The following is a 21,709-nucleotide window of genomic DNA, read 5'->3' as shown; positions in this document are numbered from 1 at the left end:
TGCCTTTCAAGGGAGAGCGGAGTTCCGTACTACCGAGCTTAAGTTCAGTTACGGAACAAAGACTCCCAGGCCCGCTATTCCACAGGGTTACGAGCTCGTGTCGAGGTTCACACGGGCCGCGATCGGGAGATGGTCGCTGCCGGTCTTCGGGAGGGTCCACGAGGTCACCGGTTCGACGCCCTGGACCATGATCTGGTCGATCCGCGCCATCGGGAACGAGGCCGGCCAGCTGAACCCGAAGCCGTCGCCCGCCGCGCCCTGCGTGGAGCGCATCTGGGAGGTGACGGCGTTCAGCGAGCGGTCGTTCATCGTGCCGTTGAGGTCGCCGAGGAGAATCTTCCGCTTCAGCGGCTCGGCGGCGATGGCCTCGCCGAGCGCGTCCGCGCTCGTGTCGCGCTGCCGGGCGGTGAAGCCGGCTTCGAGTTTCACCCGCACCGAGGGGAGGTGGGCGACGTAGACCGCGATCTGTCCCTCGGGGGTGGTGATGGTGGCCCGCATCGCGCGCGTCCAGCCCAGCTTTATGTCCACGGCCTTGATGCCGCTCATCGGGTACTTGCTCCACAGGCCGACCGTGCCCTCGACCGAGTGGTACTTGTACGTCGACGCGAGGGCCTTCTCGTACGTCGGGACCGCCGAGGCCGTCAGTTCCTCCAGGGCGACGATGTCCGCGCCGGACGCGGCCACGTCACGGGCCGTACCGGCCGGGTCGGGGTTCTCCGCGTTGACGTTGTGCGTGGCCACCGTCAGATCGCCGCCGGTGCCGGTCTTGTCGCTGAGCAGCAGGCCGCCGAAGAGGTTCAGCCACACGACCGTCGGGAGGACGACGGCGATGAGCGCGGTCGCCGACTTCCGGACCAGGCCGAGGACCAGGAGGACCGGGATCGCGAGCCCGAACCACGGCAGGAACGTCTCCGTGAGGCTGCCGAGGTTGCCGATCCGGTTCGGGATGCGTGAGTGCAGGAACATGACGAGGGCGAGGACGATCGCCAGCGCTGCGAGGATCAGGCCCCGGCGCCAGATCCTCGGATCGCCGCGCCAGCCGCCGATCACTCTGTTCCACAGGCGCCGAAGCCGGGATCCGCGCGGCTCGTCCCCCGAGCCGCCGTCGTCCGTCTCCGTCACATACGCCTGCTGTGCCATACCGTCGCCTCACTACCTGCCGTGCACACCATCGTCCCCGCGCCTACGACCCTAGGGGATGATCGGTTCCGATCCGCCGTCCCATGACGGCCGTACGGGCACGAGGACGAACAAGTCGGTGTCCGGAGTTCCGAACACGCGTGGCTGCAGCGCCTTCTGTGACGGAACGCGCACATTCGGACGGTTACTCAGTCGGCAGACCTGACGGGGCGTAGGGCCACCAGCACCGTGTCCACGAGGAGTTCCGACAGGCCCTCGGGGAGGTCCGCGTCGAAGCGCATGACGGTGCGCAGGAGCATCGGGCCGACCAGCATGTCGTTCATCAGCTCGGCGTCGATGTCGGTGCGGAGTTCGCCGCTCTCCTGGCCGCGGCGCAGGATGTCCACCTGCTTGCGGCGCCGGGGTTCCACGACGGTCGCGTGGTAGGCGGCCCACACCTTCGGGCTGCTCTTCATCTGTGCGAACACGTTGTGCAGGAGCGCCGAGGACCGGGTCAGCAGGCCGCGCTGGCGCAGCTGTTCCATCATGGCCACGAGGTCGTCGCGCAGCGAGATGCCGGGCAGCTCCGGGTCCTGCGGCTCGGCCTCGCGGACGACGTCGACGAACAGTTCCTCCTTGCCCGGCCAGCGGCGGTAGATGGTGGCCTTGCCGACTCCGGCGGTACGGGCGATGCGCTCGATGGAGAGTTCGGCCAGCGGCACGCCGTCCTCCAGGAGCTTCATCACGCCCTCCGTGATGGCCCGTTCGACGGCCTCGCTGCGTGGGCGTCCTCTGGTGGGCGCGCACGGCCGGGTCCCGTTGTCGGTGCCATGGTCGTTGCCGGTGGCGGTGCCGTTGTCGGCAAGGCTCACTTCACTCCGTCCCTTCCGCTGTTCCCCCCGTTCCCGTCTCAGGCGATTGTCGTCGCTATTCCCCTACGACGACCAACTCCGGCTCCTCCTTGCCCTCTTGAGGGACCGGAGGCCTGCCGGGCAGGAAGAGGAACGCCACCACGGCGCCGATGACCGCGACGCCCGTGCCGCACAGGGCGGTCACGTGCATGGCGTGCAGGAAGGCGTCGTTGGCCGGGGTGACCAGGGCCCTGCCCTGCGGGCCGAGCTTCGCGGCGACACCGAGGGTGGCCTCGATGGACTCGCCGGCGGTGTCGCGCAGGGCGGCCGGTACCGAGCCGAGCTTGCCCTCGATGCCGTTGCGGTACGCCGTGGACAGCACCGAGCCGAGGACGGCGATGCCGAGGGCGCCGCCGACCTGGCGGAAGGTGTTGCTCAGCGCGGATGCGGAACCCGCCTTCTCGCGCGGCAGGGCCTGCATGATGACGACGCTGGTCGGGGTCATGACGTGGGCCATGCCCGCGCCCATGAGGAAGAAGATGACCTCCAGGATCCAGATCGGCGTGTCCGCCTTGAGGGTCGCGAAGGCGGCGAGCATCCCGGCGAGCACCAGCAGGCCGACGCCGGTCGTGATCCTGTTGCCGAACCGGTTGACGACCAGCCGGGCCCGCGGCGCGAAGATCATCTGCGCGGCGGCCAGCGGCAGCATCAACAGGCCGGTCTGCAGCGGCGAGTAGCCGCGCACGCTCTGGGTGTAGAAGACCGAGAAGAAGGTCACGCCCATCAGCGCGAAGAAGACCAGCGCGATGGCGGCGATCGCGGCCGAGAACACCTTGTTCTTGAAGTACGTGACGTCGATCGAGGGGTGGTCGCTGCGCTTCTCGAACCAGACGAACCCGGCGAGCACGACGACACCGGCGATGATCGTCGCCAGCACCTTGGGCGCCGTGAAGTCGGCCAGCTCGCCGCCCTCGATGATGCCGTAGACCAGCAGGACGAGGCCCACGACGGACAGGACGACGCCTACCGGGTCGAGGCGCCCGGGCTTCGGGTCGCGGGAGTCGGGGACGAGCCAGATCATCAGGGCGAGCGCGATCAGCACGATCGGCACGTTGATCAGGAAGACCGAGCCCCACCAGAAGTGGTCGAGGAGCACGCCGCCGGTGATCGGGCCGATCGCGATGGCGAGGCCGACGCCGCCGGCCCAGATGCCGATGGCCTTGGGCTGCTCGTCGCGCTCGAAGACGTTCATGAGGACGGCGAGGGTGGCGGGCATCACGAAGGCGGCGCCGAGGGCCATCAGGGCGCGGTAGCCGATGAGCTGGTCCGGCGAGCCGGACTCGGCGGCGAGCGCGGAGCCGATACCGAACACGACGAGCCCGCCGAGCAGGACCTTCTTGCGGCCGATCCGGTCGCCCAGGAGGCCCGCGGTGAACAGCAGACCGGCGAAGACGAGGGTGTAGGCGTTGATCGCCCACTCCAGCTCGCTCTGTGTCGCGCCCAGGCCGGTCGGGGCCGGGGTGGAGATGGTCTTGATGGCGACATTGAGGATCGAGTTGTCGAGCACCACGATGAGCAGGCTCAGCATCAGCACGCCGAGGATGGCCCAGCGGCGGCGGTGCACCGCTTCGGGTATCCGGGTGCCAGGGACGGGTGGAGTGGTCATGCGGTCCAGACTAGGGAGCCGCGGGCCAATTCCGATACGAGACCGTGCCGTATCGTAAATATTTTACTCAGGCCTTACGCATGCCTCCTTACGCGTGCCTCCGCACGTGACGCGGGCGACTGGGGTCCCTCTGGCCCTCTGTGGCACGAGGTGCCACCATGGAGGGGATCCGGGGACGCCGTGAGGGCGCCTCGAGATGACGAAGGAGCCGTTGCAATGACGCAGCTTTCGGCTGCCCAGACTGTGCGGAACAGTTCCTCCGACGGCAGCAAGACGCTGTACGGAGGCAAGGGCACACGCCGTATCACCGTCCGGGACATCGCCCTCGCCAAGGAACGCGGCGAGAAGTGGCCCATGCTCACCGCCTACGACGCGATGACCGCGTCCGTCTTCGACGAGGCCGGGATCCCGGTCATGCTCGTCGGTGACTCGGCGGGCAACTGCCATCTCGGGTACGAGTCGACCGTGCCCGTCACGCTGGACGAGATGACCATGCTGTCCGCCGCGGTCGTACGGGGCACGAGCCGTGCCCTGATCGTCGCGGACCTGCCCTTCGGGTCCTACCAGGAGGGTCCGGTGCAGGCGCTGCGCTCGGCGACCCGGCTGGTGAAGGAGGCCGGGGTCGGCGCCGTGAAGCTGGAGGGCGGCGAGCGGTCGCACGAGCAGATCCGGCTGCTGGTCGAGTCCGGGATCCCGGTCATGGCGCATATCGGTCTGACCCCGCAGTCCGTGAACTCGATGGGGTACCGGGTGCAGGGGCGGGGCGAGGAGGCGGCCCAGCAGTTGCTGCGGGACGCGAAGTCCGTGCAGGACGCGGGGGCGTTCGCGGTCGTACTGGAGCTGGTTCCGGCGGAGTTGGCGGCCGAGGTTACTCGGGTGCTGCACATTCCCACGGTCGGGATCGGGGCCGGTGTCGAGACGGACGCGCAGGTGTTGGTGTGGACCGACATGCTGGGGCTGACCGGCGGGAAGATGCCGAAGTTCGTGAAGCAGTACGCCGATCTGCGTTCCGTCATGGGCGACGCGGCGAAGGCGTTTGCGGAGGATGTCGTGGGCGGGACGTTCCCGCTTGAGGAGCACTCGGTCCACTGACGTCCTGAACTCATAGAGCCACTGCGGCACATAGGCAGCCCGCCGATCTTCCCCCGTCGGCGGGCTGCCCCTTTGCCGCCTGCCGCACGGCAGTTGGGCCGTGCGGGGTGTTCTCGTGCGACGGCTCCCTGCCACTCGGTCGCCTGTTGGCTCGTACAACCACACGGGCGGTTCGAAGACTCACGCCTGGCTTGATCACGAGGCGTGGGAGGATCGATCATGGGAAGTGCCCCGACCCCTGAGCAACCGATGACCCGCGAGGTGCTGCTGGACGGACGGCTCCCGGCAAACCTGGCGACCGAGCGGGTCGAGGTGCGGCGCGTCCATATTCTCGCGGGGCACCCCGCGGGGCGGCATGTTCACAATGGGCCGGTGTTCGGGAGCATCGTCAAGGGCTCGGTCCTGTTCCGGGTCGAGGGCGAGGCCGAGGTGATTCTGCGTCCGGGCGATGTGTTCTTCGAGCCCGCCGGGGTTCCCGTCGCGCACTTCGACGCGTTGGACGAGAATGTGACCTTCCTTGGCTGCTTCCCGCTCACTGCCGGGCAGGAGCCCGGCTTGCTGTGAAGTCCCCGACGGCTTCGCCGAGTGGATGGCTGGGGGCCTGTGCGGCAGCCCTCGGTCAGCTGTCGGTGGCTGCTGGCGGCTGTCGGTGGGATGTAGGCGTTCTGTCGGTCGGCCCTGGCACTGTCATTCCCATGACGCGAATCGACAAGAATTCCGGCGGCACGGCCGTGTCCGTGCGGGGGCTGGTCAAGCACTACGGCGAGACCAAGGCGCTGGACGGCGTCGACCTGGACGTCCGGGAGGGCACCGTGATGGGTGTGCTCGGGCCGAACGGTGCCGGTAAGACCACCCTCGTACGGATCCTGTCCACGCTGCTCGCCCCGACCTCCGGCGAGGCCACCGTCGCCGGCTACGACGTCCTGCGCCAGCCCCGCCAGCTGCGCCGGGTGATAGGCCTCACCGGCCAGTACGCCTCCGTGGACGAGAAGCTCCCTGGCTGGGAGAACCTGTACATGATCGGGCGGCTGCTCGACCTGTCCCGCAAGGACTCCCGGGCCCGCGCCGACGAACTGCTGGAGCGGTTCTCGCTGACGGACGCGGCCAAGCGCCCGGCGAGTACGTACTCCGGCGGTATGCGGCGGCGGCTCGACCTGGCCGCCTCGATGATCGGGCATCCGCAGGTGCTGTTCCTCGACGAACCGACCACCGGTCTCGACCCGCGCACCCGCAACGAGGTGTGGACCGAGGTGAAGTCCATGGTCGGCGGCGGCGTGACCGTGCTGCTCACCACCCAGTACATGGAGGAGGCCGAGGCGCTCGCCTCCGAGCTGACCGTCGTCGACCACGGCAAGGTCGTGGCGGGCGGCGCCATCAATGAACTGAAGGCCAGGGTCGGGGGGCGGGCGCTGCGTATCCGGCCCGCCGATCCGCTGCAACTGCGGCCGCTGGCACGGGCGTTGGACGAGCTGGGCATCACCGGGCTCGCCACCGTCAGCGTGGATGTGGAGAGCGGAACCGTCCTGGTGCCGATCCTCAGCGACGAGCAACTGACCGCCGTCGTGGGCGCGGTGAGCGCCCGGGGCATCACCATCGCCTCCATCACCACCGAACTCCCCAGCCTGGACGAGGTGTTCCTGTCCCTCACCGGACACCGCGCCAGCGCCCCGCAGGACACCGTGCCCACCCACGACCGCGAGGAGGTCGCCGTATGAGCGCCATCGCCGTGAGCCCCGCCGACGTTTCGACGGCGGACCCCCGTATCCCGCTGCGCAACCATCTGCGCCACACCGGCGCGCTGATCCGCCGCAACCTGCTGTGGATCCGGCAGGACCCGGAGTCGATGTTCGACGCCATCCTGTTCCCGGTCATCTTCACGCTGCTGTTCGTGTACGTCTTCGGCGGCTCGATCGGGCAGTCGCTCGGCGGCGGGCAGCACGCGTACGTGCAGTACGTCGTGCCCGGTCTGCTCGCCATGATGGGCATGAACATGGCCCAGGGGGTGGGCACCGGCTTCAACACCGACTTCAACAGCGGGGTCATGGACCGGTTCCGGTCGCTGCCCATCGGGCGCGGTTCCGTGCTGATCGCCAAGATCGTGGTCGAGATCATGCGCATGCTGGTCGCGTGCGCCGTCCTGATGGTCGTCGGCGTCCTCGTCGGCTTCGACATCCACCGCTGGGGCGGTATGTTCGCCGCGATCGGGCTGTCCGCGGTGTTCGGCTCGGCCCTGATGTGGGTGTTCATCACCCTCGGCGTGACCATGAAGAGCGCGCAGTCCGTGCAGGCCATGGGCTTCCTGGTGCTGATGCCGCTGCAGTTCGGCTCGTCGATCTTCGCGCCGACCGGGTCGATGCCGGGCTGGCTGCAGAACTTCACCGACTACAACCCGCTGTCCTCCCTGGCGGACGCGGCCCGCGGGCTGATGGTGGGCGGCCCGGTCGCCCACGGTGTGCTTCTGACGCTGGCCTGGTCGGTGGGGCTCACCGCGGTGATGGCCCCGATCGCCATCCACAAGTTCCGCACCAAGACCTGACCGCGCCGGACCGGTACGCACCACAGTCGCGTCCCGCCGGTACGCGTCGGCGTCACACCAGGGCGGCGGCCTCCTCCACGGAGAGGCCGCCGCCTTCGGCGTACCCGGCCTCGCAGGTCTCGTAGGCCTCGTCGCCGAGCGCGGCACGCGCGCACCGCTCGGCCCGGAGGTAGACCTCGCGTTCCATCGACGTCGCGACATGCCCGGACGGCAGCAGTGTCCGGGCCGTGACGAGGCAGTGGACGGCGTCCCGGGCCCGGCCGCCGCCGTCGATCTCGGCGAGGGCGATCGCGGCCACCCCCAGGTACAGCGGGGTCATGTGCGGGGCGATGGCCTCGGACAGCGGGTCGCCCGCCCGGTGCAGCGCTCCCCGGATCTTGTCCAGGGCCTCGTCGTAGGCGCCGTCGACCGTCGCCACCCAGGCCTCCAGGCCGAGGATGTACGCGTCGAAGACGACGAAGTGGGAGATGGAGAACTGCTCGCGCAGCAGGCGCAGTTGCTCGCGCGCCTCCGCGGGCCGGCCGGTCAGGGCGAGGTAGCCCGCGAGGAACATCCGGGCGGCGGGCATCGCCTCGTTGCCACTGCCGTACGGCTGCTTCTCGACCACCTCGCGCAGGATGCGCTCGCCCCGCTCGGCCTCGCCGCCCTCGACGAGCACACTGCCGAGCCGGGCGCCGAGCACGGCCGTCTGACCGTGCGCGCCGAGCCGTTCGGCGTGTTCGATCGCGGCCTCGTAGTCGGCGGCGGCGAGCCCGAACTCGCCGATGCGTTCCCGGGCTTCGGCCCGTGCGGAGAGCGCCTCGGCGGTGCCCCAGGCGTCGCCGAGGCGGCGGAAGATCTCCAGCGACTCGTCGGCGTCGCGGACCGCGTCGCCCGCCCAGTCGCTGCGGTTGGCGAGCATGTTGGCGCGCATCTGGAGGGTGGTGGCCAGCTCCCACTCCATGCCGGGGGTGGCACGGCAGGTGCGGACGGCGGCTTCGAGGATGACCGGCAGCCGCTCCACGTTGCCGGTCATCAGCACGGCGTAGAACCAGAGCATGCCGGGGGTACGGCAGGTCTGCGGGTGGCCGGGTTCGTAGACCTCGGTGATGAGGCGGAGTTTCTCCTTCGCCGCCGGTGCCTCCCAGGCCTCCAACTCCGTGTCCATCCAGCCCAGATGGGCGAGGTGGACACCGCGCCGGGCCTCGGTGAGGAGTTCGCCGGTGAGCGGGGGCGGGACATCGGTGCAGCGCTGCCAGACGGGTTCGGCGCGCCGGACGGGGGCGGTGAAGGGGTCGGGGCCCAACGCCATCACCTCGACGCACCAGTTGCGGGCCTCGATGCGGACGTCGCGCATCTGCCAGTACCAGACCAGCGACAGCACGAGACAGATGGCCTCCTGCTCGTCGCGCTCGGCGACGGCGTGCCGCAGGGCGGTGCGGAGGTTCTCGTACTCGAGCTCCAGCCGTCCTACGGCAGCGAGTTGGCCGGGGCCGCGCAGTAACGGGTCGGTGGTGCGGGCGAGTTCGCGGTAGTACGTCAGATGGGCGCGCTCGGCGCGGGGGCGGCGGCCGGCCTCGTCGAGCCGTTCGCCCGCGTACTCGGCGACGGTCTCCAGGAGCCGGTAGCGCATCTCCCCCTCGCCCGAAGGGGCCGCCACCACAAGGGACTTGTCGACCAGGGAGCCGAGCGTCTCGAACGCGAGGGGCCCGCACACGGCCTCGGCGGCGGCGAGGTCGCAGCCGCCCGCGAAGACGGACAGGGTGGTCAGCACGTCCCGTTCGTCCGCGTCGAGGAGGTCCCAGGACCAGTCGACGACGGCCCGCAGGGTCTGCTGGCGGGGCAGCAGCGTACGGCTGCCCGACGTGAGCAGCCGGAAGCGGTCGTCGAGCCGGTCGGCGATCTGACGCGGCGTCAACATCCGTAGCCGGGCGGCCGCCAGCTCGATGGCGAGGGGCAGTCCGTCGAGTCGGCGGCAGATCTCGGCGCAGGCCTCGGGGTCGTCCTCGACACTGAAGCCCGGCCGGGCGGCGGCACCCCGGTCGGCGAGCAGCCGTAGCGCGACGGGATCGGGCAGGGGCTCCACCGGGCGCAGCAACTCGCCCGGTACACCCAGTGGTTCACGGCTGGTGGCGAGCACGGTGAGGCCGGGGCAGCGCTCCAGCAGGGTCTCCACGAGACGGGCGGCGGCGTCCACGACGTGCTCGCAGTTGTCGAGGACGATCAGCATCCGGCGGCTGCCGCAGTGTTCGGCGAGCCGGTCGACGGGGGCGTCGTGCCGCTCCCCGCCGGCGGCCCGGATCGCCTCGGCGCCGGCGCCGTACATCACGGTCTCGCGCGCGCCGACCGCCGTGAGCACGGCCGTCGGTACGGCCTCGGGGTCGTCCACGGGGGCGAGTTCGGCCAGCCACACCCCGTCCCGCGCCGCGTCCCGCACCCCTTCGGCGGCCTCCTGCGACAGCCGCGTCTTCCCGGCCCCACCGGGTCCGAGCAGCGTCACCAGCCGGGCGGACGCGAGATCCCCCCGGATGACGTCGATGTCGGCCTCCCGCCCGACGAAGGAGGTGAGACGGGCGCGGAGGTTGCCGGGAGGTGGGGTGCGGGGCCCGCCGGGGGTGCTGGTGGCGGGGGCGGGGATGTCGGTGCGGGGGCTGCGGTGATCGGCGTTGCCGGCGGGCCTGTGCTGATCGGCGGGCCCGCGGTAATCGGCGTCGCCGTAGCCCGGTCGGGCGGGGCCGTCGTAGGCGCGAGGTCCGTCGAATCCGGCACGGCCGTCCGGTCCGCCATGGGCACCCGGTCCGCCGTGGCCGTCCGGCCCGCCGGCCCCGGCATGACCACCGGACCCGGCGTAACCGCCGTCCCCCGGACTCAGCAACTCCCCGTGCAGCGCGCGCAGTTCGGGACCCGGGTCGGAGCCCAGGCGGTCGGCGAGGAGTTGGCGTACGGCCTCGTAGGCGGCCAGTGCCTCCGCTGTGCGGCCCGTTGCGCGGAGGGCTCGGAGGCGTAGGGACTGGAGGGGTTCGTCGAGGGGGTGGGTGTCGCAGAGGGCGGTCAGTTCGGGGAGGGCCGTGTCCGCGTCGCCGAGGGAGACGGCCGCGGTGAGGCGGGCGCGGCGGGCGTCGAGGTGGCGGGTCTCCCAGCGGGCAGCCTCCGCCGTGCGGTCGGGGAGGTCGGCCAGGGCCGGGCCGTTCCACAGGGCGAGCGCGTCGTCCAGGACCTCGGCCGCCTTCGCGGGGTTGCCGTCGGCCAGCGCCCGCAGCCCCTCCCCCGTCAGCCGCTCGAAACGGTGCAGGTCGATGTCGTCGGGGGCGACGGCGAGCCGGTAGCCGCTCTCCGCCGAGGTGACCGCGTCGGCGCCGAGCGCCCGGCGCAGCCTGCCCACCAGCGCCTGCAGCGCGCCGGTCGCGTCGGCGGGCGTGTCCACGCCCCACACCTCGTCCACCAGGAGGCTCGCGGGTACGGCCTTGCCGGGGCGCAGGGCGAGCACGGTGAGCAGGGCGCGCAGCCGCGCCCCGCCGACCGGGACGGGGGTGCCGTCGGGGCGGAGTGCCTGGGTGGTGCCGAGAATGCGATAGCGCACGGGGTCCATTGTCTCCGGTGGCGTGGAAAGCGGTCACGGGGTTACGGCGGCGCGGCGCCGGACGCGGTACGACGACCCCTGAGAAGCCCCCCAAGAAGTCCCCTGGGGGTGACGGGGTCGTAGAACGCGTGTCAGAGTCCCATGTCCCCACCTTCCCCCGGTCCTCGTCCCCTGCGCACGTCCCCAACGTCCCCTTACCTTCCCCGGAACCGACGGCCGCTCGCGAGACGTTTTCCCCTAGTGCCCGGTACCGTCGGGCTTCGCGTCCACCGACCCAGCAGGGAGCCCGCCCCCATGACCGCCACCACCACCCGCCCCAGCGACCGGCGGATCAGTCCCGTCTTCCTCGGGATCCTGGCTGTCACGGCGGTGACCGGCTGGGCCACCTGGACCGGGTTCGCCGAGCAGCCGGGCGTCGCCGTGTTCCTGTTCGTGACGGCGGCCTGGATCGTCTCCCTGTGCCTGCACGAGTACGCGCACGCGCGCACCGCCCTGCACAGCGGTGACATCTCGATCGGCTCGAAGGGCTATCTGACCCTCAACCCGCTGAAGTACACGCACGCCCTGCTCAGCATCGTGCTCCCGGTGATCTTCGTCATCATGGGCGGCATCGGTCTGCCGGGCGGCGCGGTGTTCATCGAGCGGGCCCGCATCCACGGCCGTTGGAAGCACAGCCTGATCTCGGCGGCGGGCCCGCTGACGAACGTGCTGTTCGCGGCGGTCTGCACGGCGCCCTTCTGGCTGCACGCACTCGACGGGGTGCCGGCCGACTTCCAGTACGCGCTGGCCTTCCTGGCCCTGCTCCAGGTGACCGCGGCGATCCTGAACTTCCTGCCGGTGCCGGGCCTGGACGGCTACGGCGTGATCGAGCCCTGGCTGTCGAACGACATCAAGCGGCAGGTCGAGCCGTTCGCGCCGTTCGGCCTCCTGTTCGTGTTCGCGCTGCTGTGGGTGCCGTCGATCAACCGGGAGTTCTTCGACATGATCGACGCGATCCTGCGGGGGCTGGGCGTCAGCGACTCGGAGACGTCGAACGGCTACAGCCTCTACCAGTTCTGGCGCTAGGCGGCGCGACCGCGCTTGAGGTAGTACCAGCACATGTTGGACGAGAGCCCCGCGATCAGCACCCACACGATCCCGAGCAGGCTGCCCTGTACGAACGAGACGACCGCCGCGGCCACGGCGAGCAGGCAGACGACGAGGGCGTAGAGGGCGAGGCGGGGCATGGGATCGGCTCCTGTCGGCAGTACAAGGGGCAAAGCTGAGGGGACACTGGTGGTTGGTCGCCACCAGTGTCCCCCACCCGCTCAGACGTCCGTGACGCGCAGTCCCGCGTGTGCCTTGTAGCGGCGGTTGACGGAGATCAGGTTCGCGACCAGGGACTCCACCTGGTGCGCGTTGCGCAGCCGGCCGGCGAAGACGCCGCGCATGCCGGGGATACGGCCGGCCAGCGCCTGCACGATCTCGACGTCGGCGCGCTCCTCGCCCAGGACCATGACATCCGTGTCGATCTCGGCGATCTCCTGGTCCATGAGCAGCACCGCCGACAGGTGGTGGAAGGCGGCGGCGACCCGCGAGTCGGGCAGCAGGGCGGCGGCCTGTTCGGCGGCGCTGCCCTCCTCCGGCTTCAGCGCGTAGGCGCCCTTCTTGTCGAAGCCGAGCGGGTTGACGCAGTCGACGACGAGCTTGCCGGCCAGTTCCTCGCGCAGCGACTCCAGGGTCTTGCCGTGGCCGTCCCAGGGCACGGCGACGATCACGACGTCGCTGCGGCGCGCGGTCTCCGCGTTGTCGGCGCCCTCGACGCCGTGGCCGAGCTCCTCGGCGGCGGCCTGCGCGCGGTCGGCGGCGCGGGAGCCGATGATCACCTGCTGGCCGGCCTTGGCGAGCCGGTAGGCGAGGCCCTTGCCCTGCGGCCCGGTCCCGCCGAGCACGCCGACGACCAGTCCGGAGACGTCGGGGAGGTCCCACGGGTCCTTGGCGGGGGCCTTCGCGGGAGCGGTCCCGGAGTCCGTCGCGGGGGTCTGTGCAGCACTGTCGGTAGAGGTCATGGGCCGACTTTACGTCCGCCTCCGCACCCGTATCGGCTCAGGTGAGGTCCGTCACGGGGACCCGTCGGAACGTGATCGTCTCGTACGGCCCGAAGTCGCCGGTCTCGTAGAGGAGCCCGACCGTGTCGTCGTCGATCCGGACCAGGTCGGAGTAGGCGGCGGGCAGTCCGTCGACCGTGTGCACCGGGCGCCAGGTGGTGCCGGCGTCGGTGGAGGCGCGCAGGGTCATCAGGGCGCGGGCGGCCGGGTCGCCGGGGCCGGAGTACAACAGCACGTCGGGGTCGCGGAGTTGGAGGACACTGGCCTCGCAGATCGGGGCGGTGAGGCCGGCCTGCGGGCGGAAGGGTTCCGTCAGCGTCCTGCCGCCGTCCGCCGAGTACGCGTCGGCTCGGTGGCCGGGGGCCGTCGCGTCGTTGCGGGTGTTGAAGTAGACGCGCCCGTCGGGGAGTTCGGCGGCGGTGGTCTCGTTGCAGTTGACGTAGCCGTCCGGGTTCTCGTCGACGTAACCGATCGACCAGTTCTCGCCCTTGTCGTCGCTGAGCAGACAGTGACCGCTGTTGTACTTCGCCTCATTGCCTACGTCGGTGCCGGTCGGCGGGATCGTGTGGTTGGCGGCGACGACCACCCGGCCGGTGCTCAACTGGATCGCGTGCCCGGGCGTGGTGGCGTACCAGCGCCACTCGGGCCTCTTCACCTGGGCGGTGATCTCCTTCGAACTCGACCAGGTGACACCGTCGTCGTCGCTGTAGCGCACCCAGATCCGGCGCCCGTCGGCCGCCGACACCTGGCCGCGCAGGATGGCGTCCTCGGTGGCGGTCGCGGTCGCGCGGACGTACACGAGCAGGATGCGGCCGGAGTCGAGGACGACGGGGGCCGGATTGCCCGCGAGGTGGGGGCCGTTGGTGGCGGCGGCGGTGAGCGGGCCCCAGGTGCGGCCGCCGTCCGTGGAACGCCGTAGGACGATCTCGATGTGGCCGTGGTCGCTGGCGGAGTCGACGCGGCCCTCGCAGAACGCGAGGAGGGTGCCGGCGGCGGTCACCACGACGGCCGGGATCCGGTAACTCGCGTAGCCTCCCTGGCCGGCGACGAAGGGGACGGATACTTCTGCGTTTTCTGTCATGAGGTGACTCCTTGTGCGGCCTATGAGTCCGCACCATCCCCAAGTCGGGCGAATTCGTGGTGAACTCCACGTCACGAACGGCCGGTTGGGGCAGGATGCGCGGGCATGGATGCCGTACGGGTCGCGTTGTTGCGTGAAGTGCTCGCCGGGACCGAGTGGTTGGGGGCCACGCGACGGTTCGCGGGGGTGTTGCGCGGGTCGGTGGTGTCGCACGGGGGTGGGCTGTTGCTGGTGGGTACGCCCGCGTACGAGCCGTGGCATCTCGCGGCGCATCTCGTCGACGAGGCCGCGTGGTCGGGTACGCCGGAGTTGGCGCCGACTCTTGTACGGCACGATGCGCGTCCCTCGGATCCGGCGCACCTTGCGGTCGGGCTGGGGCGGATCGAGGCGGCCCGGCGTGGTGAGACGCTGCTGGTGGTGTCGCCGGAGGGCCCGGGTGACCCGCTCCTGGAGCGGGTGCACGACGCGCGCCGGGCGGGGGCGACCGTCCTCGCGCTGGGCTCCGGTGACCGTGAACTCGTCTCCCTGGCCCACGAGTCGCTCCCCGTACCCGAGGGCACGGACCTGGACCTGGACACCGTGCAGCACCTGGTGAGCGCGGCGGCCGGGGAGAACGTGCTGCCGGTGACGCGGGGGCGCCGCCGGTTCCGGGACCGGGTGTCCCGCCTGACGGACCACTTGACGGCACCGCCGCCTGCGCCCTGGTAGGGGGGTTTCCCACCCACCCGTCTTGGTCAGTTGAGAAGTGGACGAGAAGAGCCGTGCCGGACCGCCGCGCACAAGTGACCTCGCCGGATCGCCACCACCCACTCCGCCACCACCAGACCACCGGCCACCCGCTGTCCGACCGCCACCCGCCCGCCCCTCTCGGTCAGTTGAGACGCGGACGAGGAAAACGATGCCAGGCCGCCGCCCCCAAGTGACCGAGGCAGGTCGTCACCACCGACTCCCCGCACCACCCAGCCACCGCCCGCCCGCCTGTCGCCTACTGCTCCCCCGCCAGCTGCCCACCCCATCGACAGACCGCCCAACACCCCATCCAAATCCAGTCACCCCGCCCGAAGCCCCCCGAAAAAATCCGCTTGCCACCCCCACCCCCCACCCCGACCATTGCCCCTCGTGACCGACAGCACCGATCCCCCCGCCGAACCCCCCACGGGCCTCCGCACCCTCCTCCCCGACCTCACCCCCTGGCACGCCTCCGCCGACTTCCGCAGGCTCTGGATCGCGGGGCTGATCTCCAACTTCGGGAGCTTCCTGACGTTCGTGGCGCTGCCGGTGCAGATCAAGGAACTCACCGACTCCGCCGCGGCGGTGGGCGCGGTCGGGGCCGTGGAACTGGTGCCGCTCATCGTGTTCGGGCTCTACGGCGGCGCCCTCGCCGACGCGTGGGACAAGCGGAAGCTGATCATCTGGACCGAGGTCGGACTGGGCGTGCTGTGCGGGGCGTTGCTCTTCAACTCGCTGCTGTCGCACCCCGCCGTGTGGCCGCTCTATGTGATCGCCGCCCTGACCTCCGTCCTCGGTGCGATCCAGCGGCCCGCGCTGGACTCGCTGTGGCCGCGGATCGTGGCGCACGAGCACATGACGGCCGCGTCCGCGCTCAACTCCCTGCGCTGGACGGTCGGCGGGGTCACGGGACCGGCGGTGGCGGGGGTGGTCGTGGCGTTCGCGGGGCTGCCGTACGCGTTCGCGGCGGACACGGTGACGTATGCGATATCCGTGGTCCTGATCTTCCGTATCGCCGCCTCGCCAGGCGCCCACGAGGCGCGGAAGCCGTCGCTGAGGTCGATCGCCGAGGGCGCCCGGTACGCGTGGAGCCGCAAGGAACTCCTCGGGACCTACGCCATCGACCTCGCGGCGATGTTCTTCGCGATGCCGCTCGCCGTGCTGCCGTTCCTCGCGGACGATCTGCACGCCCCGTGGGCGCTGGGGCTGATGTACTCGACCGTTCCGGCCGGTGCCCTGCTGGTGAGCGTGACCAGCGGCTGGACCTCGCGGATCCACCGGCACGGGCGGATGGTGGTGCTGGCGGCGGCGCTGTGGGGCGCGGCGATCGCCTGCGCGGGCGCGGTCGGCAACGTGTGGCTGGTGCTGCTGTTCCTCACCGTCGCGGGCGGCTGCGACATGGTGAGCGGCATCTTCCGCGGGGTCATCTGGAACCAGACGATCCCGGACGAGCTGCGTGGCCGGCTCGCCGGGATCGAGCTGCTGTCCTACTCGGTGGGGCCGCAGCTGGGCCAGGTCAGATCCGGTGGCATGGCCGCCCTGTCCGGGGTGCGGACCTCGGTGTGGGCGGGCGGCCTGATGTGCGTGGGCGCGGTGGGGCTGCTGGCCGTAGGACTGCCGAAGCTGATGTCGTACGACGCGAGGACGGACGAGCACGCGCTGCGGCTGAAGGCGCGGCGGGCGGCGGCGACTCCTCCGACCCGTACGCCCCCTACGACCCCCGCAGCCCCGGCCGACGCCTGAGCGGTCGCCGCCGGTGCCCGTCGTAGCGCCGTCTGATCAGTCACCGCCGGAGCCCGTCATAGCGCGAGCCGGTCAGTCGTCGTCCGTGCCCTTCGCCGCGTCGTGCCACTTGGGGTCGTTCTCCCACTCCAGGTTGCGCTCGCGGGCCGTCTCCATCGCGTGTTCGGCCTCGGCGCGGGTGGTGTACGGCCCGAACCGGTCCTTGGCGGGGCACTCCGGCCCCTCCTCGACCTTCTTGTGTTCGAGGCAGTAGTACCACTCGCCGGGCTTCCCGACCGTGCGCTTCTTGAACAGGGCCATCAACGGCTCCTTTCCCTACGGCCATGTTCCCCCATGTCCGCTGGTTAGACTCGCTGGCATGTCTGGCCAGTCGCTGCTCGTACCAGGGGAGCTCTCCCCCACCCGTCCCGTGCCCGGAAACATCCGTCGCCCCGAGTACGTCGGCAAGCCCGCGCCGACCCCGTACACCGGGCCGGAGGTGCAGACCCCCGAGACGATCGAGGCGATGCGCGTCGCCGGGCGGATCGCCGCGCGGGCGATGGCGGAGGCCGCGAAGATCATCTCGCCGGGGGTGACCACGGACGAACTCGACCGCGTGGCGCACGAGTACATGTGCGACCACGGCGCGTACCCCTCCACGCTCGGCTACCGCGGTTTCCCCAAGTCCCTGTGCACGTCGCTCAACGAGGTGATCTGCCACGGCATTCCGGACTCCACGGTGCTGCGCGACGGCGACATCATCAACCTCGACGTGACGGCGTACATCGGCGGCGTGCACGGCGACAACAACGCGACCTACCTGGTCGGTGACGTCGACGAGGAGTCCCGGCTGCTGGTCGAGCGCACGCGTGAGTCCCTGGACCGCGCGATCAAGGCCGTGAAGCCGGGCCGGCAGATCAACATCATCGGGCGGGTCATCGAGTCGTACGCCAAGCGCTTCGGGTACGGCGTGGTCCGGGACTTCACCGGCCACGGCATCAACTCGTCCTTCCACTCCGGCCTGATCGTCCCGCACTACGACAGCCCGCACGCGACGACGGTCATCCAGCCCGGGATGACGTTCACGATCGAGCCGATGCTGACGCTCGGGACGTACGAGTACGACATGTGGGACGACGGGTGGACGGTCGTCACGAAGGACCGGAAGCGGACGGCGCAGTTCGAGCACACGTTGGTGGTGACGGAGACGGGCGCGGAGGTCCTGACCCTGCCGTAGGGCTCCTGCCGGGCTCCCGTGCCTGGTCACGACGGCTCGCTCCCTCGTGGGGCGGGCCGTTTTTCGGTACGCTTTTACCGACAGGGTGTCGGCAAACCTGTTGACTTAGGTAAGCCTTGCCTTAGAGGATAGGGCTCATGGACTCCTTCTCGACAGTCATCCGCACCGCGTCCCACGAACAGCACGTGGAGGCCGAGACCTCCACCTTCATGAGCGACCTGCTCGGCGGCCGGCTGGGCGTGGACGCGTACGCCCGGTACACCGAGCAACTGTGGTTCGTCTACGAGGCGTTGGAGACCGGGGCGGAGCGGCTCGCGGCGGATCCGGTGGCCGGGGCGTTCATCCAGGCCGAGTTGTTCCGGCTGCCCGCGCTGGAGCGGGACCTTGCGCATCTGCGGGGTGCGGACTGGCGGTCCGGGCTGACCGCACTCCCCGCGACCCGGGCCTACGCGGACCGGGTGCGGGAGTGCGCGGAGTCGTGGCCGGCCGGGTACATCGCCCATCACTACACCCGCTACCTCGGGGACCTCTCCGGCGGGCAGATCATCCGGGACAAGGCGGAGCGGACGTGGGGGTTCTCCCGTAAGGGGGACGGAGTGCGGTTCTATGTGTTCGAGGAGATCGGCAACCCGGCGGCGTTCAAGCGGGGGTATCGGGAGTTGCTGGACGGGGTTCAGGTCGACGATCTGGAGAAGCAGCGGATCGTGACCGAGTGCAAGCGGGCGTTCGCGTTGAACACCGGGGTGTTTCGGGCTCTGGGTGAGGAGTTCCCGCTGTCGGCGTGAGCGGTTGGTTGTCTACGGGAGCGATTGTCTGCGGGAGCGTTGCTGGGGGCTGCCGCCCCCAGACCCCCGCTTCGGCCCTGAAGGGGCCTCGTCCTCAAACGTCGGACGGGCTGAATATTGCCGGCCTGCGTGGTGAAGTAACCGCCGTTGCGGAGGAGTTGGCGTCGCGGAGCCGTCAGCGCTCCAGGAACACCCGCCCCCCGACCTCCACCCAACCCCCCGGCTGCGGAGCCGTAAGTATCTGAGACCCCGCGCCCTGCGTGATGTTGAGAGCCCGGCCCAACTGGTCGGTCAGCAACAACGCCGCCGCGCCCGTCGCCTCGTCCTCGTGGATGCCGTCGTCTCGGCCGGGGAAGGCGCGGGCGCGGATGCGGCCCGCCGACTCGTCCTCCCAGGCCCAGGCGTAGATCCACTCGCCGGGTGGGGGGACGGGGAGGGCGTCTACCTCGGGGGCGGTGGCGTACTGGCGGAGGGTGCGGGGCGGGGCCCACTCCGGGAGGGCCTCGATCCAGCTGAACTCGCCGTCCAGGCGGGCGCCCACGATGCCTGCGGGGGTGACCAGTTCGGGGATGTCCAGGAGCCAGGCCGTGCCCACGCAGGGGTGGCCGGCGAAGGGCAGGCGGGTGGTCGGGGTGTAGATGTCGATGACTCCGCGCTCGGGGTCGTCGACGAACACCGTCTCGCTGAAGCCGAGTTTCCCGGCGAACACCTGCCGCTCGTCCGGGTCCGGCATGACGGAACCCTCGCGGACGACGCCGAGTTCGTTGCCGTATCCGCCGCTGGGGCCGCAGAAGACACGCAGTACGTCGTAGTCAGTCACGGGGGCATTCAAACACCGCGCGGGCGGCGAGGTCATCCCAGGTGGGGGCTCCGCCGGGGACGGGCCAGGTGAGGGTGGGGGCGGGGTCGTAGGGCAGCGAGGCCAGGGCGTCCCCGAAACCCCCTTCCAGGGTGGCCAGTTGGTGGGTGGGGCGGTCGGCCAGGTGTCGCGTGTGGTGTGCGTGTGCCTCGGTCAGGTCCTCGGCTGTGCGGCGCCAGTCCTCGTCGTCCGGTACACGGCTCAACTCCACGCACACCGGGGGCGCGCCCTCCGCCAGCGCGGCTACGGCACGGTCGTGGCCGTCGAGGATCAGCCAGCCGTCGAGGAACGTCACCCACCACAGCAGGACCGGCGCGAGGGTGCCGTCGCGGGCGTGCTTGCGATACGCCTTCACGCGCGGGGCGTCCGGCGGGGAGAGGCGGCGCAGGGGCAGGATGCCGTGCCAACCTCCGCCGCAGTGCAGCTCCAGGGTGCCGTTCGGCCAGTCCTGGACGAAGTCCGTCGTCCAGATGCCGGGCGCGAAGCCCGCCCGCTCCTTCAGGCTCCAACGGCCGTCGTGCAGAGGGCCGTCGGGTGCGTCCTCCAGCCAACGGGCGTACTGGTGGACCCAGTTGACGTCCGACCGCAGTCGCGCGGCGCGCAGGGGTGGCAGGGGTGAGCGGTAACCGTTGAAGCGGTGCAGGGCGAGGTCGTGGCAGCAGCCCTCGCCGTCCAACCGGCCCAACGCCAGCGGGCGTTCACCCTGCCGCAGCAGTCTCCGCCCGCCCTCCGCCGTCTCGAAACGCAGCGGGGACGGACCGGGCCGGCCTGTCACGGCCAGCACCAGTCCGTCCTCCGACAGGAATTCCCTGTGCCCCCTGGTGTCCACGGGGCACAGTCTTACGCCTCCGTACGGCGCCTGCGCATCGCGAACACCACGCCCGCGCCCGCCGCCACGGTCACCGCGGCCGCCGTGCCCAGCGCCGCCGCCGGGATCTCGGAACCGGTCGAGGCCAGCGAGCCGTTCACGCTGCCCGTCGTGGAGCCGGTGACGCCGCCGCCCGAAGTCGAGCCCGTCGTACCGGAGTTGGCGGTGCTGCCGGAGCTTCCGGAAGAGCCCGTGCCGGTCGTCGAGGACGAGCCGTCCGTGGGGAGGGTCGCGTCCGCCGTGAGGGCCACCGAGAGGTCGAGGGGGTCCAGTTCGGCGCCGGTCTGGTAGAAGCCGCCGAAGGCCTTCGCGCCGGCTGCGGTCAAGGTCGCGGTGACGTCGTCGAGGGTGATGACGTCACTCTTCGCGGTGAGGTCGGTCGAGTCCGCCTTCAGGTCGGCCAGGGCCACGTCCTCGGACTTCTCGCCCAGGCTCGTCACGTCCGCCGTCAGTTTGCCGGTGCCGTTGTCGAGGGTCGCCTTGAGGTCGGTGAAGGTGAGGTCGAGGCCGTAAGTGCCGTTGTCCTCATGGCCCTTGAAGTTCACCGCGCCCTTGAAAGCGGCGGAGAGGGTGTCCGCGTCGGTGTCGTAGGTACCGGTCGCGTCGGTGAAGGTGAAGACGCCGTTGCCGGTCGCCTGGGTCGCGCCCGCCGACGTCGTGATCTTGCCGTTGGCGACGCTGCCGACGACGTAGGAGCGGAAGGACTCCTTCACGCCCCAGTCGAGCTTGCCGTCCGCGATCTCGCCCTTGGTGGCGGCCGGTTGGGACGCCGTGTCCGAGGGGCTCGCGCTGTCGGGGGGCGTGACGGACGGGGTGGTCGTGGCCGACGGGGTGGTCGAGGCGGGCGGGGACGCCGGCTGCGACGGCGTCGGCGATACGGGCGTGCTCGGGGTCGGGGACGTCGTCGACACCGGCTTGACCGCCGAGAGCGGGTCTCCGGCCGCGTTCGCGTACGTGTCGCTGCCGAGGAACGTGCCCGCCGCCGCGGTGAGTGTGGTGGCCAGGTCCTTCAGGTCCTGGCTGGTCGGTGCGGCGACCGTCGCGAGCGTCACGTCCTGCTGCTTGGTGCCGCCGTCCGCGACGAGATCGGCGGTGAGGGTGCCCGCCGCGCTGTCGTACTGGAAGTCGGACATCTCCCGCACGAAGCCGTGCAGCGTCGACTTGGCGGTGACGGTGCCCTTGAAGGTGAGGTGCACGGCATGGCTGGTGGTGTCGTAAGTGCCCGTGCCGTCGGTGAAGGTGAAGGCGCCGTTGTTCGCGGCCTGCGAGGCGCCGTCCGTGGCGGTGAAGGAGCCCTGCGCGTAGGTGCTCACGTACGTGCGGTACGACTGCTTGATGCCCCAGGTCAACTCGTAGCCGCTGAGCGGGACTTCGGCCGCCGACGCGGTGGTCGTGGCGAGCGCCGTGGCGCCGAACGCGGCGGCGGTCGCGACGGCCGCGGCGAGGGCGAAGGAAAGTCGAGGGCGTCTGACGGGCATGGCCGTGGTTCTCCTTGAGGTGAGTGGATGGTCCGCCAAG

The 21,709-nt window shown here is 70.7% G+C and carries 20 protein-coding genes; 9 read left to right on the top strand and 11 right to left on the bottom strand.

The features are described 5' to 3' along the window. Positions 1-87 precede the first annotated feature (87 nt). The 3 genes from OG504_RS37275 to OG504_RS37265 all read right to left on the bottom strand — a co-directional run bounded on the left by OG504_RS37275 (position 88) and on the right by OG504_RS37265 (position 3,636). Positions 88-1,140 (bottom strand): endonuclease/exonuclease/phosphatase family protein, encoded by a 1,053-nt coding sequence (locus OG504_RS37275; RefSeq protein ID WP_405993743.1) that lies wholly within the window; start codon positions 1,138-1,140, stop codon positions 88-90. A 188-nt stretch (positions 1,141-1,328) separates the two neighbouring features. After that, a complete protein-coding gene (locus OG504_RS37270; RefSeq protein WP_405993742.1) occupies positions 1,329-1,991 on the bottom strand; it encodes a TetR/AcrR family transcriptional regulator in 663 nt (220 codons plus the stop codon). Positions 1,992-2,046: 55 nt separating this feature from the next. Then, positions 2,047-3,636 (bottom strand): MFS transporter, encoded by a 1,590-nt coding sequence (locus tag OG504_RS37265; RefSeq protein ID WP_405971695.1) that lies wholly within the window; start codon positions 3,634-3,636, stop codon positions 2,047-2,049. 216 nt (positions 3,637-3,852) lie between these two features. Here OG504_RS37265 and panB point away from each other — a divergent pair, with 216 nt between their 5' ends. The 4 genes from panB (at position 3,853) to OG504_RS37245 (ending at position 7,264) form a co-directional block, all read left to right on the top strand. Next, a complete protein-coding gene (gene panB, locus OG504_RS37260; RefSeq protein ID WP_405993741.1) occupies positions 3,853-4,728 on the top strand; it encodes a 3-methyl-2-oxobutanoate hydroxymethyltransferase in 876 nt (291 codons plus the stop codon). 249 nt (positions 4,729-4,977) lie between these two features. Continuing rightward, positions 4,978-5,292, top strand: a complete 315-nt coding sequence (locus OG504_RS37255) for a cupin domain-containing protein (protein WP_405993740.1) — start codon at positions 4,978-4,980, stop codon at positions 5,290-5,292. A 131-nt stretch (positions 5,293-5,423) separates the two neighbouring features. After that, positions 5,424-6,443: an ATP-binding cassette domain-containing protein gene (locus OG504_RS37250; RefSeq protein WP_405993739.1), complete on the top strand. Its 1,020-nt coding sequence runs from the start codon at positions 5,424-5,426 to the stop codon at positions 6,441-6,443. Further along, a complete protein-coding gene (locus tag OG504_RS37245; RefSeq protein ID WP_405993738.1) occupies positions 6,440-7,264 on the top strand; it encodes an ABC transporter permease in 825 nt (274 codons plus the stop codon). The genes OG504_RS37250 and OG504_RS37245 overlap by 4 nt, the downstream gene beginning before the upstream one ends. Before the next feature lie 52 nt (positions 7,265-7,316). On the opposite strand, the gene OG504_RS37240 is transcribed toward OG504_RS37245, so the two are convergent. After that, positions 7,317-10,832 (bottom strand): AfsR/SARP family transcriptional regulator, encoded by a 3,516-nt coding sequence (locus tag OG504_RS37240; RefSeq protein ID WP_405993737.1) that lies wholly within the window; start codon positions 10,830-10,832, stop codon positions 7,317-7,319. Between the two features lie 285 nt (positions 10,833-11,117). Here OG504_RS37240 and OG504_RS37235 point away from each other — a divergent pair, with 285 nt between their 5' ends. Continuing rightward, the gene (locus OG504_RS37235) at positions 11,118-11,888 is read left to right on the top strand and encodes a site-2 protease family protein (RefSeq protein ID WP_405993736.1); all 771 of its coding nucleotides are present in this window, start codon (positions 11,118-11,120) and stop codon (positions 11,886-11,888) included. Here OG504_RS37235 and OG504_RS37230 read toward each other — a convergent pair. The 3 genes from OG504_RS37230 to OG504_RS37220 all read right to left on the bottom strand — a co-directional run bounded on the left by OG504_RS37230 (position 11,885) and on the right by OG504_RS37220 (position 13,991). Beyond that, entirely contained in the window at positions 11,885-12,049 is a 165-nt protein-coding gene (locus OG504_RS37230) for a hypothetical protein (protein WP_405993735.1), read from the bottom strand. The two genes, OG504_RS37235 and OG504_RS37230, sit on opposite strands and share 4 nt — an antisense overlap. A gap of 81 nt (positions 12,050-12,130) precedes the next feature. After that, the gene (npdG, locus tag OG504_RS37225; protein ID WP_405993734.1) at positions 12,131-12,871 is read right to left on the bottom strand and encodes an NADPH-dependent F420 reductase; all 741 of its coding nucleotides are present in this window, start codon (positions 12,869-12,871) and stop codon (positions 12,131-12,133) included. A 37-nt stretch (positions 12,872-12,908) separates the two neighbouring features. Then, positions 12,909-13,991, bottom strand: a complete 1,083-nt coding sequence (locus OG504_RS37220; protein WP_405993733.1) for an exo-alpha-sialidase — start codon at positions 13,989-13,991, stop codon at positions 12,909-12,911. Positions 13,992-14,096: 105 nt separating this feature from the next. Between OG504_RS37220 and OG504_RS37215 the strand changes: the two genes are divergently transcribed. Beyond that, positions 14,097-14,699, top strand: coding sequence for a hypothetical protein (locus tag OG504_RS37215; RefSeq protein ID WP_405993732.1), 603 nt, complete (start codon positions 14,097-14,099; stop codon positions 14,697-14,699). 411 nt (positions 14,700-15,110) lie between these two features. Continuing rightward, on the top strand, positions 15,111-16,463 hold the full coding sequence (locus tag OG504_RS37210) for an MFS transporter (RefSeq protein ID WP_405993731.1): 1,353 nt from the start codon (positions 15,111-15,113) through the stop codon (positions 16,461-16,463). A gap of 72 nt (positions 16,464-16,535) precedes the next feature. Here OG504_RS37210 and OG504_RS37205 read toward each other — a convergent pair whose 3' ends face one another. Next, positions 16,536-16,763, bottom strand: coding sequence for a hypothetical protein (locus OG504_RS37205; protein WP_390159017.1), 228 nt, complete (start codon positions 16,761-16,763; stop codon positions 16,536-16,538). 58 nt (positions 16,764-16,821) lie between these two features. Between OG504_RS37205 and map the strand changes: the two genes are divergently transcribed. Both map and OG504_RS37195 read left to right on the top strand, forming a co-directional pair. Continuing rightward, positions 16,822-17,679 (top strand): type I methionyl aminopeptidase, encoded by an 858-nt coding sequence (gene map / locus OG504_RS37200; RefSeq protein ID WP_405993730.1) that lies wholly within the window; start codon positions 16,822-16,824, stop codon positions 17,677-17,679. A 137-nt stretch (positions 17,680-17,816) separates the two neighbouring features. Continuing rightward, on the top strand, positions 17,817-18,464 hold the full coding sequence (locus tag OG504_RS37195) for a heme oxygenase (biliverdin-producing) (protein ID WP_405993729.1): 648 nt from the start codon (positions 17,817-17,819) through the stop codon (positions 18,462-18,464). Positions 18,465-18,639: 175 nt separating this feature from the next. On the opposite strand, the gene OG504_RS37190 is transcribed toward OG504_RS37195, so the two are convergent. Genes OG504_RS37190 through OG504_RS37180 form a run of 3 tightly spaced genes read right to left on the bottom strand, consistent with a single transcriptional unit; the run spans position 18,640 to position 21,669 of the window. Further along, positions 18,640-19,284: a PhzF family phenazine biosynthesis protein gene (locus OG504_RS37190; protein WP_405993728.1), complete on the bottom strand. Its 645-nt coding sequence runs from the start codon at positions 19,282-19,284 to the stop codon at positions 18,640-18,642. Next, a complete protein-coding gene (locus OG504_RS37185) occupies positions 19,277-20,152 on the bottom strand; it encodes a hypothetical protein (RefSeq protein ID WP_405993727.1) in 876 nt (291 codons plus the stop codon). Before OG504_RS37185 ends, OG504_RS37190 begins: the two co-directional genes overlap by 8 nt. 11 nt (positions 20,153-20,163) lie before the next feature. Beyond that, on the bottom strand, positions 20,164-21,669 hold the full coding sequence (locus OG504_RS37180; protein ID WP_405993726.1) for an HtaA domain-containing protein: 1,506 nt from the start codon (positions 21,667-21,669) through the stop codon (positions 20,164-20,166). Positions 21,670-21,709: the final 40 nt, after the last annotated feature.

The organism is Streptomyces sp. NBC_00986, from assembly GCF_045162565.1.
Classification (GTDB): Bacteria; Actinomycetota; Actinomycetes; order Streptomycetales; family Streptomycetaceae; genus Streptomyces.
The sequence above is the reverse complement of the archived record's forward strand: the minus strand, read 5'-3'. Positions and strand labels throughout refer to the sequence as shown.